The following is a 16,502-nucleotide window of genomic DNA, read 5'->3' on the forward strand; positions in this document are numbered from 1 at the left end:
CCATGAAAACAGCACTCATTCTCGTAGGCTGGCGCGTGGGCAAGGCGGTGTAACCGCCGGGCGAAAACCTCCCATGCGCATCCCACAGGCTCCCTCGGGGGCCTTTTTTATTGCCCAAAATCCAACTAAACGACCAGCAAATCGCCGGATGGCGAACAATACGGGACCAGACCGATGAGCAGTGGACAAAACGAGCGGCGCGAAATGACTGGTGCCGAAATGGTGGTGCAGGCGCTGAAGGACAACGGTGTCAAGCATGTCTTCGGCTATCCGGGCGGCGCCGTTCTCCCGATCTACGATGAAATTTTCCAACAAGACGAGGTCGAGCACATCCTGGTCAGGCACGAGCAGGGCGCCGGCCATGCCGCCGAAGGCTACGCCCGCTCGACCGGCAAGGCCGGTGTGCTCCTGGTGACGTCCGGCCCCGGCGCCACCAATGCGGTGACGCCGCTGCAGGACGCTCTGATGGATTCCATTCCGCTGGTCTGCCTGACCGGTCAGGTGCCGACCTCGCTGATCGGCTCCGACGCGTTCCAGGAATGCGACACGGTCGGCATCACGCGGCCCTGCACCAAGCACAATTGGCTGGTGAAGGACGTCAACGAGCTCGCCGCCACGATCCATGAGGCGTTCCATGTGGCAACCACCGGGCGGCCCGGCCCGGTCGTGGTCGACATTCCGAAGGACGTGCAGTTCGCCAAGGGCATCTACGTGCCGCCGCAGACGGCGCCGCGCACCAGCTACCAGCCGAAGGTCCAGGGCGATCTGGAGAAGGTCAAGGCTGCCGTCGAGTTGATGGCCGGCGCCAAGAAGCCGATCATCTACAGCGGCGGCGGTGTCATCAATTCCGGCCCGGAGGCGAGCCATCTGCTGCGCGAGCTGGTCGATCTCACCGGCTTCCCCATCACCTCGACGCTGATGGGCCTCGGCGCTTATCCGGCTTCGGGCAAGAACTGGGTCGGCATGCTGGGCATGCACGGGACCTATGAAGCCAACATGGCCATGCATGACTGCGATGTGATGCTCTGCATCGGCGCGCGTTTCGACGACCGCATCACCGGCCGGCTCAACGCGTTTTCGCCGAATTCGAAGAAGATCCACATCGACATCGACCCGTCCTCCATCAACAAGAACGTCCATACGGACGTGCCGATCCTGGGCGATGTCGGCCGCGTGCTGGAAGATCTGGTGCGGCTGTGGCGGGCGACCGCCAAGGCCGACAAGAAGGCGCTCTATCCGTGGTGGGAGCAGATCGCGAAATGGCGCGCGCGGGATTCGCTCGCCTACAAGATGAACAACGACGTGATCATGCCGCAATACGCCATCCAGCGGCTCTATGCGCTGACCAAAGACCTAGACACCTACATCACCACCGAGGTCGGCCAGCACCAGATGTGGGCGGCGCAGCACTATCATTTCGACAAGCCGAACCGCTGGATGACTTCGGGCGGACTGGGGACGATGGGCTACGGACTGCCGGCCGCACTCGGCGTGCAGATCGCGCATCGCGATGCGCTGGTCATCGACATCGCCGGCGACGCCTCGGTGCAGATGACGATGCAGGAGATGAGCTCGGCGGTGCAGTACGAGGCGCCGATCAAGATCTTCATCCTCAACAACCAGTATATGGGCATGGTGCGGCAGTGGCAGCAGCTGCTGCACGGCAACCGGCTGTCGCATTCCTACACCGAGGCGATGCCGGATTTCGTCAAGCTAGCGGAAGCCTATGGCGGTCACGGCATCCGCTGCGACAAGCCGGACGAGCTGGACGACGCCATCCGGGAAATGATCTCGGTGAAGAAGCCGGTGCTGTTCGACTGCCGCGTGGCGACTTTAGCCAACTGCTTCCCGATGATCCCGTCAGGCAAGGCGCACAATGAGATGCTTCTGCCGGATGAGGCGACCGACGAGGCGGTGGCCAACGCCATTGATGCCAAGGGCAGGGAACTGGTGTAGCCGCAGGCTGGTCGCGGCTGAGAGCCGTGTGGAAATAGAGTTTTAGATCAAAAGTTTGAAATCGAGATTCACGCCATGAACGCACAGCTCCAGCCGACCGGCTCGGCCTATTTCATCGCCAAGGAAACCGAGAAGCCGGAAACGCACACGCTTTCCGTGCTGGTCGACAACGAGCCGGGCGTGCTTGCCCGCGTCATCGGCCTTTTCTCGGGACGCGGCTACAACATCGAAAGCCTCACCGTTTCGGAGACCGAGCACGAAAAGCATCTGTCGCGCATCACCATTGTGACGCGCGGCACGCCGCATGTGCTGGAGCAGATCAAGCACCAGCTCGAGCGCATCGTGCCGGTGCACCGTGTGGTCGACCTGACCGTGCGCTCGCATGAACTTGGCCAGGAGCGGCCGCTGGAGCGCGAGCTGGCGCTGGTCAAGGTCGCCGGAACCGGCGACGCCCGTGTCGAGGCGCTGCGGCTCGCCGACGCCTTCCGCGCTTCGGTCATCGACGCCAATACCGAGCATTTCATCTTCGAGATCACCGGCAAGGGCTCCAAGCTCGATCAGTTCATCGCCATCATGAAGCCGCTCGGCCTGGTCGAGATTTGCCGCACCGGCGTGGCGGCGATGAACCGCGGCCCGCAGGGCATGTGAGCCCGGCGAGCATCGATCGGACTGCCTCGATCCTCCCTCTGGCCCGGCAATCGTCCGCCGGTGGCTTTTGCGCATCCGCTGAACAAGGACAATAAGGCTGACATATCTGGGAGGATATCATGTCCCTCAACGCGTTCCTTGCCCTTTTGGTCTACGCCTTCGTGACTTCGATCACGCCGGGGCCGAACAACCTCATGCTGCTGGCCTCCGGCGTCAATTTCGGCATCGTCAGGACGGTTCCGCACATGCTGGGCATCAGCATCGGCTTTCTGGTCCTGCTGCTGGCCGTCGGCTTCGGGCTCGGCGCGGTGCTGACGGCGTTTCCGGCGCTGCACACGGCGCTGAAGATCGCCGGCGCCGCCTATCTGCTCTATCTCGCCTGGAAGATCGCCATGTCGCGCTCGATGAGCGACAAGGGCGGTGCGGAGGCGCGGCCGATGCGCTTCATCGACGCCGCCGCGTTCCAGTGGGTCAATCCCAAGGCCTGGGTGATGGCGATCACCGCCATGGCCGTCTACACCAACCCGGACCACCCGTTCGTCTCGGTGGCGTTGATCTCGATCGCCTTCACCATCGTCAACCTGCCCAGCGTCTCCGTCTGGGCCGGGTTCGGCACGGCGCTGCGCGGCTTCCTGTCGGATCCCGTGCGCCTGAAATGGTTCAACATCGCCATGGGTGTGCTGCTGGCGGCGACGCTCTGGCCAATGCTCCGATAAGGTCATTTTCAGCCTGATGCGAGGGACAGCCACGGCACGTTAGCTGGCTGCACAGCGATTGTGCAGTGCACATTAAATCTTCGTAATGGCGCGTTTTGGCCCTTTTCCGCCAAAGCCTTGTCCTATCTATTCGGCGAAAATCGCGGCAAGGCGCCGTGAATCGAGCTAGAATAAGACCACCGGGTTCGGCGTGTCGGGTAGAGGCATAGTGTCGATGCGCGGAAAAATCGCTCTTGCAGTCGTTGCGCTGGCCTGCCTGGCAGGTGGCGGCCTCTACTTTTCGCCTGCGACCTTGGGCAAGGTCCAGCAATTAATTTCGGGCCAGCAGGCCGGCGCGGCCAGTGCGGACAAGACGGCAAAGGCATCGGACAATCCGAAGGGCGGCGGCAGTGGCGGCGCGCGTTCGGCCTCGATCCTTTCGGCAACCGCGACAACCGCCGATTTTCCGATCCGCCGCTACGCCATCGGCTTCGTCTCCTCGCCATCGGTGGTCAGCGTGAACGCCCGTGTCTCCAGCCAGATCGTGTCGATCGCCGTCAAGGACGGGCAAATGGTCAAGGCCGGCGATCTTCTCTTCTCGCTCGATGACCGCGCGCTGAAAGCCCAACTCGCCAAGGACCAGGCGATGCTCGTCAAGGACCAGGCGATGCTGGTCAGCGCCGCGGCCGACCTCCAGCGCGCCAAGGACCTGGTCGCCAAGCAGGCCGGCACGCAGCAGACTTACGACCAGGCGCTGGCGGCGCAAAAGGCCGCAGCAGCCACCATCGATGCCGACAAGGCGACGATCGATTCCGACACCGTGCAGTTGAGCTACGCGACCATCACCGCGCCGATCTCCGGCAGGCTGGGAGCGGTCAACGTCTCCGTCGGCGATCTCGTCACCACCAGCAACGGCAACTCAAGCAGCACGACGCCGCTTGTCACCATCACGCAGATGGACCCGCTGCAGGTGAATTTCACTTTGCCGGAGAGCAATCTGGCGCTGCTGCACAATGCGCTGGCGAACCCGCAGCAGGGCGCCGTCACCTTGACCAAGGACGGCGACCCGACGCCGATCGGCAAGGGCACGCTCGACTTCGTCGATTCCAGCGTCGACACCGCTTCCGGCACCATCGCCACACGGGCGAGCGTACCGAATTCCGATCTTTCGCTTTGGCCCGGCCAGTATGTGAACGTCGTGCTCGACGCCGGCACGATGCCGCAAATGACGTCGGTCCCGACGGTCGCCGTGCAGCCCAGCCAGAAGGGCTCCTTCGTCTATGTGGTCAAGCCGGACAACACCGTCGAGATGCGGCCGGTGCAGGTCGCGCTGACGGAGGGCGAAAACAGCGCCATCAGCCAGGGGCTGAAGAGCGGTGAAAAAGTCGTCGTCGAAGGTCAGACCAGGCTGAAAGACGGCGCCGCCGTCCACGAAGGCAAGGCCGCCAGCAACGGCGGTCAGGCCGCCCCCAAGGTCGCGGAAGCCGATAAGGCGGGCGAGGCGCGGCCATGATCTCCGAATTCTGCATACGCAGGCCCGTCGCCACGCTTCTGATGTCGTTCGCCCTCGTATTGGGCGGCATTTTTGCCTACAAGTTCCTGCCGGTGGCGGCGCTGCCGAGCGCCGAATTCCCGGTGGTCAACGTCTCGGCCCAGCTGCCCGGCGCGTCGCCGGAAACCATGGCAACGTCGGTGGCGACACCGCTGATCAAGCAGTTCTCCACCATCGCCGGCATCGATTCGATCTCGACCACCAATTCGCTCGGCCAGACCTCGATCGCAATCCAGTTCGTGCTCAACCGGGATATCGACGCCGCCGCGGCCGACGTCCAGGCGGCTATAGCTCGCACGCAGCGGCAGTTGCCGCCAGAGATGACTTCGCCGCCCAGCTACCGAAAGGTCAATCCGGCCGACGCGCCGATCCTTCTGATGTCGCTGGTCAGCGACACGGTTCCCCTCACGGATCTCGACGCATTCGCCGAGAACGTCATCTCGCCATCGCTGTCGACCATCGATGGCGTGGCGCAGGTGTCGATCTTCGGCCAGCAGAAATATGCGGTGCGTATCCAGATCGATCCGACCGCGCTCGCCGCGCGCGGCATCTCGATCGATCAGCTGCAGGCGGCGATCGCGTCGGCCAACAGCAACACGCCGCTCGGTGTGCTGCGGAACGACAAGCAGCAGCTCACCATCACCGCCAATACCCAGCTCGACAACGCGGCCGGCTTCTCCAACCTGATCATCGCCACCAAGAACGGCCACCCGGTGCGGCTGGGCGAGGTGACCCGCGTCGTCGATTCGGTGCAGACCACGACCACCGCAAGTTGGTACGATGGTACCCGCGCGATCATCATGGCCGTGCAGCGCCAGCCCGACGCCAATACCGTCGACGTCGTCGACAAGGTCAAGGCGATGCTGCCTTCCTTCCAGGAGCAGATGCCGGCGGCGGCCTCGATCAAGCTGCTCAACGACCGCTCGACCTCGATCCGCCAAGCCGTCGACGACGTGCAGTTCACGCTGTTGTTGACCGTCGCCCTGGTGGTGATGGTGATCTTCGTATTCCTGCGCAGGGTGACGGCGACGATCATCCCGGCGGTGGCGGTGCCGATCTCGCTGATCGCCACGCTTGGCGCGATGTTCCTGTTCGGCTTCCCGATCGACAACATCTCGCTGATGGGATTGACGCTTGCGGTCGGCCTGGTCGTCGACGATGCCATCGTCATGCTCGAAAACATCTTCCGCCACATGGAGGAGGACGGGCTGTCGGCCTTCGACGCTTCGCTCAAGGGTGCGCGCGAGATCGGCTTCACCATCATCTCGATCTCGATCTCGCTGGTGGCGGTGTTCATTCCCGTGCTTTTGATGGGCGGCGTGATCGGCCGCATCTTCAACGAATTCGCCGTCGTGGTGACGGTCGCCATCCTGGCCTCCATGTTCGTGTCGCTGACGCTGACGCCGATGCTGTGCTCTCGGCTGCTGTCGGTGACCAAGGCCGACCGGGAGGCGCATGGCGATGGCCACAGACATGACATCGTCACCCGTACCTATGATTGGCTGCTCAGCTTCTGCCTGCGCCACACATTCCTGATCTTCCTGGTCTTCGTCGGAACTGCGGCGGCATCGGTGTGGCTGATCCAGGTCTCGCCGAAAGGCTTCTTCCCGCAGGAGGATATCGGCCAGATTTCGGTGACGACGATGGCCCGGCAGGACATCTCCTTCGACGCCATGGTGAAGCTGCAGGGCCAGGTGGCGAACGTCTTCGCGCATTCGCCTTACGTCGCGCATGTGGCCTGGTCGGCCGGCAGCGGCAACAACGCGCTGAACCAGGGCCAGCTCTACGTGCAACTGAAGGCCAAGGATCAGAGGCCCAATATCGAGAAGGTGCTTTCGGACCTGCGGCGGCAGCTGGCGGGCGTCCCGGGCATCGAGACCTATATGCAGCCGGTCCAAAACCTCAGGCTCGGCTCGCGCTCTTCCGCCAGCGCTTACCAGCTCGTGGTCCAGGGCCTCGATACCGGTCAGACCGATATCTGGGCGCAGAAGCTCGATGACGCGATGGCGGCGGACCACACGACCTTTACCGACGTCACCAGCGATCTGCAGAACAACGCCCTGCAGGCGACGCTGGTGGTGGACCGCGACAAGGCCGCCCAGCTCGGCATCGATACCGACACGCTGCGCTCGGCCCTCTATGGCGGCTTTGGCACCGACCAGGTCTCCACGATCTTCGGTTCTGCCGACAGCTATGAGGTCATCACCGAGCTGGATCCCAACATCGAATGGTCGCCCGAGCGGATGCTGGCCATCCAGGTGAGGACGACGAGCGGCAGCCTGGTGCCGCTCGGCGCCTTTGCACATGTCGATCGCACGGCAGGCGCGCTGACCGTCAACCAACTCGGCCAGTTGCCGGCGGTGACGATCTCCTACAACCTGCCGCAGGGCGTGTCGCTCGGCGACACCGTGACCCGCATCGATCAGCTGAAAGAGCAGATCGGCATGCCGAAGGCGATCTCAACCACCTTCGCCGGCACGGCCAAGACGTTCCAGGATTCGCTCGCCAACCAGGGCCTGCTGATCGGCGGCGCCATCCTGACGATCTATATCGTGCTCGGCATGCTTTATGAGAGCTTCATCCACCCGCTCACCATCCTCACCGGCCTGCCGTCGGCGGTGCTGGGCGCGGTAGTGGCGCTGCGCTTCGCCGGCATGGACCTGTCGGTCATCGCGGTGATCGGCATCCTGATGCTGATCGGCATCGTCAAGAAGAACGGCATCATGATGGTCGATGTCGCGCTGGAGCTGAGGCGACAAGGCATGTCGGCGGTGGACTCCATCCACAAGGCCTGCCTGATGCGTTTCCGGCCGATCATGATGACGACGCTGGCGGCGCTGATGGGCACGTTCCCGATCGCGCTCGGCACCGGCGCCAGCGCCGAACTGCGCCAGCCGCTCGGCGTCGCGGTCGTGGGCGGCCTGCTCGCCTCGCAGGCGCTCACCCTGTTCGTCACGCCTGTGATTTACGTCTACTTCGAAAACTTCTCCGGCTGGCTGCTCGGCTTCTCGTCGAAGAAGAGCCGGCCCGCGTTGCACGCGGTCGAGCCTGCCGAACAGCCCTCGCTGTTCGACGCCGAGGAAGAAGCCGAACCGAAAAAGGTTGCCGCCGAATAGAGCACGATCCCGAAAAGTTGCAGACTTTTCGGAGAAGATCATGCTTCAAGACAAAGGGCACGATCCCGAAAAGTTGCAGACTTTTCGGAGAAGACCATGCTTCAAAAACAAAAATCTAGGCCGCCGCCGCTTGGCCCAAGGTCTCGTGCTTGCGGCATCGTGCCGGCGATCCTAGTCTGGTGTCATGTCCCACGATCATGACCACGACAACGAGCTCGATCCGTTCGCGGCGCGCGTGCGCGCGCTGGAGACGATCCTCACCGAAAAAGGCCTGATCGATCCGTCGGCCATCGATGTCATCGTCGAGACCTACGAGACGAAGATCGGTCCGCGCAACGGCGCTCGAGTGGTGGCGAAGGCCTGGAGCGATCCGACATACGCCGACTGGCTGAAGCGCGACGCGACGGCGGCGATCGCCTCGATGAGTTATACCGGCCAGGGCGAGCACATGCAGGCCGTCTTCAACACGGAGGACACGCACAACCTGGTCGTCTGCACGCTCTGCTCCTGCTATCCGTGGTCGGTGCTCGGCCTGCCGCCGGTCTGGTACAAGGCGCCGCCCTACCGCTCACGCGCGGTGATCGATCCGCGCGGCGTGCTTGAGGAGTTCGGGCTGACGCTGCCCAAGGACAAGAAGATCCGCGTCTGGGATTCAACGGCCGAGCTTCGCTATCTGGTGGTGCCGATGCGGCCCGAGGGCACCGAGGGCTGGAGCGAGGAACAACTCGCCGGCCTGGTCAGCCGCGACGCAATGATCGGCACGGCGCTGGCCAAAAAAGCCGGAATAAAGGGGCAGCCGGCATGAACGGGCCGCAGGATCTCGGCGGGCAGATGGGTTTCGGGCCGGTCGCGCCCGAAAAGGACGAGCCCTATTTCCATGCCGAATGGGAGAAGCGCGCGCTTGGCGTGACGCTGACCGCCGGCGCCATGGGCGCCTGGAACATCGACGAGAGCCGGCATGCGCGGGAATCGCTGCATCCGGCCGACTATTATGCATCCAGCTACTATCAGATCTGGATCAAGGCGCTGGAAGTCCTGCTGAAGCGCCATGGCTTCATCACGCAGGGCGATCTCGCGGCCGGCAAGGCGGTCGATCCGGCAGCGACGCCCAAAAGGGTGTTGAAGGCGGCGGATGTGCCGGCGGTGCTCGCCAAAGGTGGACCTTGCGACCGGCCGGTCACCGCGCCGGCCCGCTTCCGGGCGGGCGACCGGGTACGGACGAAGAATTTGAATCCGACCGGCCACACGCGCCTGCCGCGTTACGCACGCAGCAAGAACGGGACGATCGAGGCGGTGCGCGACGGCTTCGTCTTTCCCGACAGCAATGCGCATGGCAAGGGCGAGAACCCGCAATGGGTCTACACGGTGGTTTTCGATGGGGCGGAGATCTGGGGCGAGGGCGCCGACCCGACGCTCAGCGTCTCCATCGACGCCTGGGAGAGCTATCTTGAGCCGGCCTGAGCCCAGACTGCCGGACGGCTTCGATAGTCCGGTGTTCGCGGAGCCATGGCAGGCGGAGGCCTTCGCCATGACGGTGGCGCTGCACGACAAGGGCCTGTTTTCGTGGAGTGAATGGGCGGAGGCCTTGTCGGCGGAAGTGAAGAAGCCGGACGCCGCGAACGACGGCCACGACTATTACGAGCACTGGCTGGCGGCGCTGGAAAAACTGCTGTCGCGAAAAGAGATTGCCGGCAAGGGTGAGGTGGATGAGCTTGCCGCCGCCTGGGAGCGCGCCGCGCATGCCACGCCGCACGGCAAGCCGATCCTGCTGGAAAACGATCCCGGAGCTGGCAGGTAGTTCAGGGCGTAACAGTTCGTTCCCTTTACGTTCTTGTTTGCGCCTGATAGCGTGCCTGACCTGTAGCAAAATGATCGTCATCGGCGACGCCGATGATGGGACGGCCAATCTTGTCTTTCCTTTGCGAATCCGGTCTGTCGCGCTGATGGAATTCTCTCCCCAACAGGACGAGGCCTTGAAGGCGGTCGGCCGATGGCTGAAAGACGGCCGGCCGCAGGTCTTTCGCCTGTTCGGCTATGCCGGCACCGGCAAGACGACGCTGGCGCGCTATTTCGCCGAGCATGTCGACGGGCAGGTACAGTTCGCCGCCTTCACCGGCAAGGCGGCTCAGGTGCTGCGCTCCAAGGGAGCGATCAATGCCCGCACCATCCATTCGCTGATCTACCGGCCGAGAGGTGAGGAATCGGTCGAGGACGAGGTGACGGGCAAGACCTCGATCTCGCCGACCTTCGCGCTCAACCGGCAAAGCCCGATCGCGCGTGCCAAGCTGGTCGTCATCGACGAATGCTCGATGGTCGACGAGCAGCTTGGCCGCGACCTGATGAGCTTCGGCACGCCGATCCTGGTGCTTGGCGATCCGGCGCAGTTGCCGCCGATCTCAGGGGGTGGCTTCTTCACCGAGCACGAGCCCGATGTGCTGCTCACCGAGATCCATCGCCAGGCACGCGACAATCCGATCATCCGGCTGGCGCTCGATGTGCGCGAAGGCCGCGAATTCATGCATGGCGACTACGGCACGGCTCAGGTGATTGGCAGGGAAGGCGTCAACCAGGAACTCGTGTTGAAGGCCGACCAAGTACTGGTCGGCACCAACCGCACGCGGCGACGCTATAACCAGCGCCTGCGCGAACTCAAAGGCTTCAATGCCGGCTATCCGCAGGCCGGCGACAAGCTGGTGTGCCTTCGCAACGACCCTGCCAAGGGGTTGCTCAACGGCTCGCTTTGGAAGGTGATGACCTCGTCGCGCGAGACGGTGAAGCCCGGCATCAACCTCTTGGTTTCGCCGGAGGAGGACGATCCCGACCGCGGTGTCGCCAAGATCAAGCTGCTCAAGGCGGCGTTCGAGGACCCGGATGCCGAGATCCCTTGGCAGCAGAAGAAGCGTTTCGACGATTTCGACTATGGCTATGCGCTGACGGTACACAAGGCGCAAGGCTCGCAGTGGAACGACGTCGTGCTGTTCGACGAGAGCTGGGCGTTCAAGGAGACGCGGCAGCGTTGGCTCTACACCGCCATCACCCGCGCGGCCGAGCGGCTGACGATCGTCCGCTAGTCCGCTTACCCTTCTGGCCTCGCGCCGAGCCATCGCCAGGCGGCGGCTTCGTCATCACTGTCGAAATGCCTGAACTCGAATGGCAAAGCCTTCGGAAAGAGGCCTCCGACAAAGGAGGCCCAGCGCGGTTCGCCGATAGCCGCGCAGCGGACGACATGTTCCAAAGCATCGGCCAAACCTTGTCGGATCGTCTTTTCCGAAATATTGGCCCAATCGACGCTCTCCTCGTCGGTCAATCTGACCAGCACGTCGATCCTCGGATGCAGGGCATAGGCCGCTTCGAGCAGGCCGAACAAGTTTTCCGCGTCGGCCGGCGAAACATCTCCAACGACGTCGATGGCAAAAAGCGCGTCGCGATTGGTCTCGATGCGGCGTATCGCCGGCACGGCTTCGAGAAAATTCACTGGCAAATCCTTGCGTTGGCCACCATCTCGCCATCTGGAACACCGGAAACCCTCTATCTGTTCCCTGCAAAGGCGCTATAGATGCCCGCCAAATGCCAGGGTGGTTCAGCGTTTGACAGAGCTGCTGAGCCGCTGTGAGTATTTGTTCTTACGCAATTTCGGACGGAAAGCCGCTACGCACTTTTCCTGGAATTGCTCCAATTGGACCCTGGATCATGCCCGCAAAGCTTTCGGTCAACCTCAACGCCGTCGCCATGTTGCGCAACCGCCGCGACCTGCCGTGGCCGAGCGTCACGGGGCTCGGCCGCATTGCGCTGGCCGCCGGGGCGCATGGACTGACTGTCCATCCACGCCCCGACGAGCGGCACACCAGGCATTCCGACCTGCCGGAGATCAGGGCGCTGATCGACGACGAGTTTCCGGCGGCGGAATTCAACATCGAAGGCTATCCGAACGAGGATTTCCTGGCGCTTGTCGAGAAGAACCAGCCCGAGCAGGTGACGCTGGTGCCCGACGACCCGACCCAGGCGACATCCGATCATGGCTGGAACTTCGTCGCCCAGGCAGTGTTCCTGACGCCGATCGTCAAGCGGCTGAAGAAGGGCGGTTTTCGTGTGTCGCTGTTTTCCGACGCCGATCCGGCCGGCGTGAATGCCGCCCGCGATACCGGCGCCGACCGGATCGAGCTCTATACCGGCCCGTACGGCAGCTGCCATTCCGATTCCGCCAAGGCGGCGAAAGTATTGGAAAAACTGGGAAAAACCGCGGATGCGGCAATCGCGGCGGGGCTCCAGGTCAATGCCGGTCACGATCTGACCGTGAACAACCTGCCGGCGCTCGCCAAGCGTATCCCGGCATTGGCCGAAGTGTCGATCGGACATGGGTTGACAGCCGATGCGCTGGAGTATGGCATGGCCGGCACGGTGGGACGGTTCTTGAAGGCCTGTGGATGGTAGGGCAAGGAAGCCTTGCGTAGATCCGGCGGTTATTGCGTATCACGTATATTGCAGCGACCGGAAAACATCGGGCATCTGACAAAGTGGGGTCCATGGTGCTAGCCAACGCCAGCAGCGAGTCGGAAACCCTCGAACACTCGGCCCATGCCGACACCGAACGCCACCACAGCACCAAGGTTCTCATGCTTGGCGCGCTCGGCGTCGTCTACGGCGATATCGGCACCAGCCCAATCTACGCCTTTCGGGAGGCGTTGCACGCCTCCGGAGGCGCAGTCGCCCGGGACGATGTGCTTGGCGTGCTATCGCTGATCGTCTGGGCGCTGACGATCATCGTCACGATCAAATATGTCGCTTTCGTTCTGAGGGCCGACAACAAGGGCGAAGGCGGTACGCTATCGCTGATGTCGCTTGCACGCAGCGCCTATCCCAACGGATCCGGGCTTATCCTCACGATCGGCCTTTGCGGCGCGGCGCTGTTCTTCGGCGATTCGATCATCACTCCAGCCATTTCCGTGCTTTCCGCGGTGGAAGGCCTGGAAGTCGTCACGCCGGCGCTCGACGCTTATGTCGTTCCGATCACGCTGGTCATCCTGGCGGTGCTTTTTGCCGTGCAGCGCTTCGGCACCGGCAAGGTGGCGGCCGTCTTCGGGCCGGTGACGGCGACGTGGTTCGTAGCCATTGGCGTTGCCGGGCTCTACCACATCGTCGACGATCCATCGGTTCTCCTGGCGATCAATCCCTATTATGCCGTCTATTATCTGGCCACCACCCCGACGGGTGCTTTCGTCACCGTCGGTGCGGTGTTCCTGGCGGTCACCGGAGCCGAGGCGCTCTATGTCGACCTCGGCCATTTCGGCCGCAAACCGATCGTACTGGCCTGGTTTTCGGTGGTTTTCCCTTGCCTGCTCCTCAACTATTTCGGCCAAGGCGCCTTCGTGCTCTCGCATGGCGGCAAGCCGACCAACCCGTTCTTCCAGATGCTGCCCGAATGGGCGCTGATGCCGATGGTCGGACTGGCAACGGCGGCGACGGTGATCGCCAGCCAGGCGGTCATTTCAGGCGCCTTCTCGCTGACCAGGCAGGCTGTGCAGCTCAACCTTCTGCCGCGCATCGAGGTGCAGCACACATCCGAGATGCAGAGCGGACAGATCTACATGCCAAGGGTCAATCTCCTGGTCGCGCTCGGCGTGATGCTGCTGGTCGTCGGCTTCGGCAGCTCGAGCGCGCTGGCCGCCGCCTACGGCATTTCGGTGACCGGCGAGATGCTGATGACGACAATCCTGCTGTTTGTCGTCATGCGCTGGCTCTGGAAGTGGCAGCTGGCTGTTGCCGTCGCGCTGGCGCTGCTGTTCGGCGTCATCGACCTCGGCTTCTTCTCGGCCAATGTCGTCAAGATCGTTGAGGGCGGCTGGGTGTCGATCACGGTCGCGTCGATCATGGGGCTGATCATGTGGACCTGGATCCGCGGCAGCCGCTATCTCTTCGACAAGACCCGCCGCAACGAAATCCCGCTCGATTTCCTGGCGACAAATCTTCTGAAGAAGAAGCCGCAACTGGTTTCCGGCACGGCGGTTTTTCTGACCAGCGACCCACTCAGCGCGCCGACGGCCCTGATGCACAGTCTCAAGCACTACAAGGTGCTGCACGAGAAAAACGTCATCCTGTCGGTGGTGACGGCGCCGCAGCCGGTGGTGCCGGACAGCGAGCGGGTGAAGCTGGAAACGGTCAACGAGCTGTTCATGCGGGTGTCGCTGACCTTCGGCTACATGGAGCAGCCGAACATCCCGCGAGCTTTGGCCATCTGCCGCAAGCAAGGCTGGAAGTTCGACATCATGACGACCTCTTTCTTCCTGTCGCGGCGGTCGCTGAAAGCCTCGCCCAATTCCGGCATGCCGGTCTGGCAGGACCGGCTGTTCATCGGCCTTGCGCGCACGGCGGCGGATGCGACGGAGTATTTCCAGATCCCCACCGGCCGCGTGGTCGAGATCGGCACACAGGTCGCGATCTGACCCTTCAAGCCCGCACATTTTGCCTTAGATTCAGATGGACCGCGCAGGCCAAGCCCTGCGTTGGCGGCATGGGAGCCCTAACGCAAGGGCACTTGATATTGCACTGCAGCAAGCGTAGAGCACCGCGCATTTTATCGGAGTGTCGTCCATGGCCCTTGCCAATGGTGCCGAGGCAGAACCCGTCGACCAAACGGGACTTCCGGAAATAGAGCAGCACACCACTAAGGTGCTGATGCTGGGCGCGCTGGGTGTCGTCTATGGCGATATCGGAACCAGCCCGATCTACGCGTTCCGCGAGGCGTTGCATGCCTCATCGGGCGGCGACGTCGCCAACCGCGCCGACATTCTCGGCGTGCTGTCGCTGATCATCTGGTCGCTCACCATCACGGTCACCATAAAATACATCATGTTCGTGCTGCGCGCCGACAACCGCGGCGAGGGCGGCGTGCTGTCGCTGATGGCGCTGGCGCGCGGCAGCTTCCCGACGCGCTCCGCAATCATTCTCGGCATCGGCATTATCGGCGCGTCGCTGTTCTTCGGCGATGCGGTCATAACGCCCGCCATCTCGGTGCTTTCCGCGGTCGAAGGCATGAATGTCGTGACGCCCACTTTCCAGCCTTATGTCGTGCCGCTGACGCTGCTCATCCTTGCCGTTCTTTTTGCCGTGCAGCGGTTCGGCACGGGTGGCGTCGGCCTCGTATTCGGCCCGGTGACCGCCGTCTGGTTCCTCGCCATCGGCCTTTCCGGGCTCAAGCACATCATCGACGACCCCGAAATACTGTGGGCGATCAGTCCCCATTACATCGTCGCCTTCCTAATCAATTCGCCCGATGTCTCCTTCGTCACCATCGGCGCGGTGTTCCTGGCGGTTACCGGGGCCGAGGCGCTTTATGCCGACCTTGGTCATTTCGGCCGCAAGCCGATCGTGCTGGCGTGGCTGGCGATCGTGTTTCCGTGCCTGCTTCTGAACTATGCCGGGCAGGGTGCCTACGTGCTGGCCAAGGGCGGCGTCGTCGGTCATCCGTTTTTCGAGATGAACGAGGGCTGGGCGCTCATCCCCATGGTGGTGCTGGCGACGGCGGCGACGGTCATCGCCAGTCAGGCGGTGATCTCCGGCGCCTATTCGCTGACCAGGCAGGCGGTGCAGCTCAACATGCTGCCGCGGCTGGAAATCCTGCACACGTCGGAAAAACAGTCCGGACAGGTCTACATGCCGCGCGTCAACATGCTCTTGGCGCTTGTGGTGATGCTGCTGGTGGTCGGCTTCGGCGAGTCCAGCAGGCTTGCCTCCGCTTACGGCATCTCGGTGACCGGCAACATGCTGGTGACGACGACGCTGCTCTTCGTTGTCATGACGCGCATCTGGAAGTGGAACCTCTGGCCGGCGATTGCGCTCACGGCAGTGTTCGCGCTGATCGATGTCGGCTTCTTCGCCTCCAACATCGTCAAGGTGTTCGAGGGCGGCTGGTCTTCTCTTGCCGTGGCCTTTGCCATCATCCTCGGCATGTGGACCTGGGTGCGCGGCAGCCGGTATCTGTTCGAGAAGACCCGCCGCAACGAAATCCCGCTCGATTTCCTGGCGGCAAATCTTCTGAAGAAGAAGCCGCAACTGGTGTCGGGGACCGCCGTGTTCCTGACCAGCGATCCGCTGAGCGCCCCGACGGCGCTGATGCACAGCCTCAAGCACTACAAGGTGCTGCACGAACAGAACGTCATCCTTTCCGTGGTGACGGCGCCGCAGCCGGTGGTGCCGGACAGCGAGCGGGTGAAGATGGAGACGGTCAACGAGCTGTTCATGCGGGTGACGCTGACCTTCGGCTATATGGAGCAGCCGAACATCCCGCGCGCTTTGGCCATCTGCCGCAAGCAGGGCTGGAAGTTCGATATCATGACGACGTCCTTCTTCCTGTCGCGGCGCTCGTTGAAGGCCTCGCCCAATTCCGGCATGCCGATCTGGCAGGACAGGCTGTTCATCGGCCTTGCGAAAACGGCGGCGGATGCAACAGAATATTTCCAGATTCCCACGGGGCGCGTCGTCGAGATCGGCACGCAAGTGGCGATCTGAGATTGAGACCATGCCCGACCGGGCACGGTC

General features: G+C 63.0%; 13 protein-coding genes. 12 read left to right on the forward strand and 1 reads right to left on the reverse strand.

Annotated features, from left to right (window positions below):
* Window positions 1-174 precede the first annotated feature (174 nt).
* The 9 genes from RFM40_RS16780 to RFM40_RS16820 all read left to right on the forward strand — a co-directional run bounded on the left by RFM40_RS16780 (window position 175) and on the right by RFM40_RS16820 (window position 11,038).
* Window positions 175-1,956, forward strand: a complete 1,782-nt coding sequence (locus tag RFM40_RS16780; RefSeq protein WP_320227500.1) for an acetolactate synthase 3 large subunit — start codon at window positions 175-177, stop codon at window positions 1,954-1,956.
* Window positions 1,957-2,031: 75 nt separating this feature from the next.
* Complete coding sequence (gene ilvN / locus RFM40_RS16785) at window positions 2,032-2,604, forward strand: acetolactate synthase small subunit (protein ID WP_059185300.1); 573 nt, start codon at window positions 2,032-2,034, stop codon at window positions 2,602-2,604.
* 119 nt (window positions 2,605-2,723) lie between these two features.
* Window positions 2,724-3,320, forward strand: coding sequence for a LysE family translocator (locus RFM40_RS16790; protein WP_320227501.1), 597 nt, complete (start codon window positions 2,724-2,726; stop codon window positions 3,318-3,320).
* Window positions 3,321-3,534: 214 nt separating this feature from the next.
* The gene (locus tag RFM40_RS16795) at window positions 3,535-4,812 is read left to right on the forward strand and encodes an efflux RND transporter periplasmic adaptor subunit (protein ID WP_320277824.1); all 1,278 of its coding nucleotides are present in this window, start codon (window positions 3,535-3,537) and stop codon (window positions 4,810-4,812) included.
* Complete coding sequence (locus RFM40_RS16800) at window positions 4,809-7,967, forward strand: efflux RND transporter permease subunit (protein WP_320277825.1); 3,159 nt, start codon at window positions 4,809-4,811, stop codon at window positions 7,965-7,967. Before RFM40_RS16795 ends, RFM40_RS16800 begins: the two co-directional genes overlap by 4 nt.
* 184 nt (window positions 7,968-8,151) lie before the next feature.
* The gene (nthA, locus tag RFM40_RS16805) at window positions 8,152-8,772 is read left to right on the forward strand and encodes a nitrile hydratase subunit alpha (protein ID WP_320277826.1); all 621 of its coding nucleotides are present in this window, start codon (window positions 8,152-8,154) and stop codon (window positions 8,770-8,772) included.
* Window positions 8,769-9,428 carry a nitrile hydratase subunit beta gene (nthB, locus tag RFM40_RS16810; RefSeq protein ID WP_320277827.1) on the forward strand — a complete coding sequence of 220 codons (660 nt, stop codon included), beginning with the start codon at window positions 8,769-8,771 and terminating at the stop codon, window positions 9,426-9,428. Before nthA ends, nthB begins: the two co-directional genes overlap by 4 nt.
* Window positions 9,415-9,765 carry a nitrile hydratase accessory protein gene (locus RFM40_RS16815; RefSeq protein WP_320277828.1) on the forward strand — a complete coding sequence of 117 codons (351 nt, stop codon included), beginning with the start codon at window positions 9,415-9,417 and terminating at the stop codon, window positions 9,763-9,765. Before nthB ends, RFM40_RS16815 begins: the two co-directional genes overlap by 14 nt.
* 145 nt (window positions 9,766-9,910) lie before the next feature.
* Window positions 9,911-11,038, forward strand: coding sequence for an ATP-dependent DNA helicase (locus RFM40_RS16820; protein ID WP_320227562.1), 1,128 nt, complete (start codon window positions 9,911-9,913; stop codon window positions 11,036-11,038).
* 5 nt (window positions 11,039-11,043) lie between these two features.
* Here RFM40_RS16820 and RFM40_RS16825 read toward each other — a convergent pair whose 3' ends face one another.
* Complete coding sequence (locus RFM40_RS16825; RefSeq protein ID WP_292298670.1) at window positions 11,044-11,442, reverse strand: SpoIIAA family protein; 399 nt, start codon at window positions 11,440-11,442, stop codon at window positions 11,044-11,046.
* Window positions 11,443-11,657: 215 nt separating this feature from the next.
* Between RFM40_RS16825 and RFM40_RS16830 the strand changes: the two genes are divergently transcribed.
* From RFM40_RS16830 to RFM40_RS16840, 3 genes are all read left to right on the forward strand, one after another.
* On the forward strand, window positions 11,658-12,398 hold the full coding sequence (locus RFM40_RS16830) for a pyridoxine 5'-phosphate synthase (protein WP_320272133.1): 741 nt from the start codon (window positions 11,658-11,660) through the stop codon (window positions 12,396-12,398).
* A 92-nt stretch (window positions 12,399-12,490) separates the two neighbouring features.
* Window positions 12,491-14,407, forward strand: a complete 1,917-nt coding sequence (locus tag RFM40_RS16835) for a potassium transporter Kup (RefSeq protein ID WP_430691687.1) — start codon at window positions 12,491-12,493, stop codon at window positions 14,405-14,407.
* A 148-nt stretch (window positions 14,408-14,555) separates the two neighbouring features.
* The gene (locus RFM40_RS16840) at window positions 14,556-16,472 is read left to right on the forward strand and encodes a potassium transporter Kup (RefSeq protein ID WP_320277829.1); all 1,917 of its coding nucleotides are present in this window, start codon (window positions 14,556-14,558) and stop codon (window positions 16,470-16,472) included.
* Window positions 16,473-16,502 lie beyond the last annotated feature (30 nt).

Origin of the sequence: Mesorhizobium captivum, from assembly GCF_033977165.1 — a bacterium.
In the GTDB taxonomy this organism is placed as follows: domain Bacteria; phylum Pseudomonadota; class Alphaproteobacteria; order Rhizobiales; family Rhizobiaceae; genus Mesorhizobium; species Mesorhizobium captivum.

Coding starts and splice junctions, on each gene's coding strand:
- RFM40_RS16840 (WP_320277829.1), top strand. CDS start 14,556: ATGGCCCTTGCCAATGGTGCCGAGGCAGAACCCGTCGACCAAACGGGA.
- RFM40_RS16800 (WP_320277825.1), top strand. CDS start 4,809: ATGATCTCCGAATTCTGCATACGCAGGCCCGTCGCCACGCTTCTGATG.
- RFM40_RS16830 (WP_320272133.1), top strand. CDS start 11,658: ATGCCCGCAAAGCTTTCGGTCAACCTCAACGCCGTCGCCATGTTGCGC.
- nthB (WP_320277827.1), top strand. CDS start 8,769: ATGAACGGGCCGCAGGATCTCGGCGGGCAGATGGGTTTCGGGCCGGTC.
- nthA (WP_320277826.1), top strand. CDS start 8,152: ATGTCCCACGATCATGACCACGACAACGAGCTCGATCCGTTCGCGGCG.
- RFM40_RS16835 (WP_430691687.1), top strand. CDS start 12,491: ATGGTGCTAGCCAACGCCAGCAGCGAGTCGGAAACCCTCGAACACTCG.
- ilvN (WP_059185300.1), top strand. CDS start 2,032: ATGAACGCACAGCTCCAGCCGACCGGCTCGGCCTATTTCATCGCCAAG.
- RFM40_RS16820 (WP_320227562.1), top strand. CDS start 9,911: ATGGAATTCTCTCCCCAACAGGACGAGGCCTTGAAGGCGGTCGGCCGA.
- RFM40_RS16790 (WP_320227501.1), top strand. CDS start 2,724: ATGTCCCTCAACGCGTTCCTTGCCCTTTTGGTCTACGCCTTCGTGACT.
- RFM40_RS16795 (WP_320277824.1), top strand. CDS start 3,535: ATGCGCGGAAAAATCGCTCTTGCAGTCGTTGCGCTGGCCTGCCTGGCA.
- RFM40_RS16780 (WP_320227500.1), top strand. CDS start 175: ATGAGCAGTGGACAAAACGAGCGGCGCGAAATGACTGGTGCCGAAATG.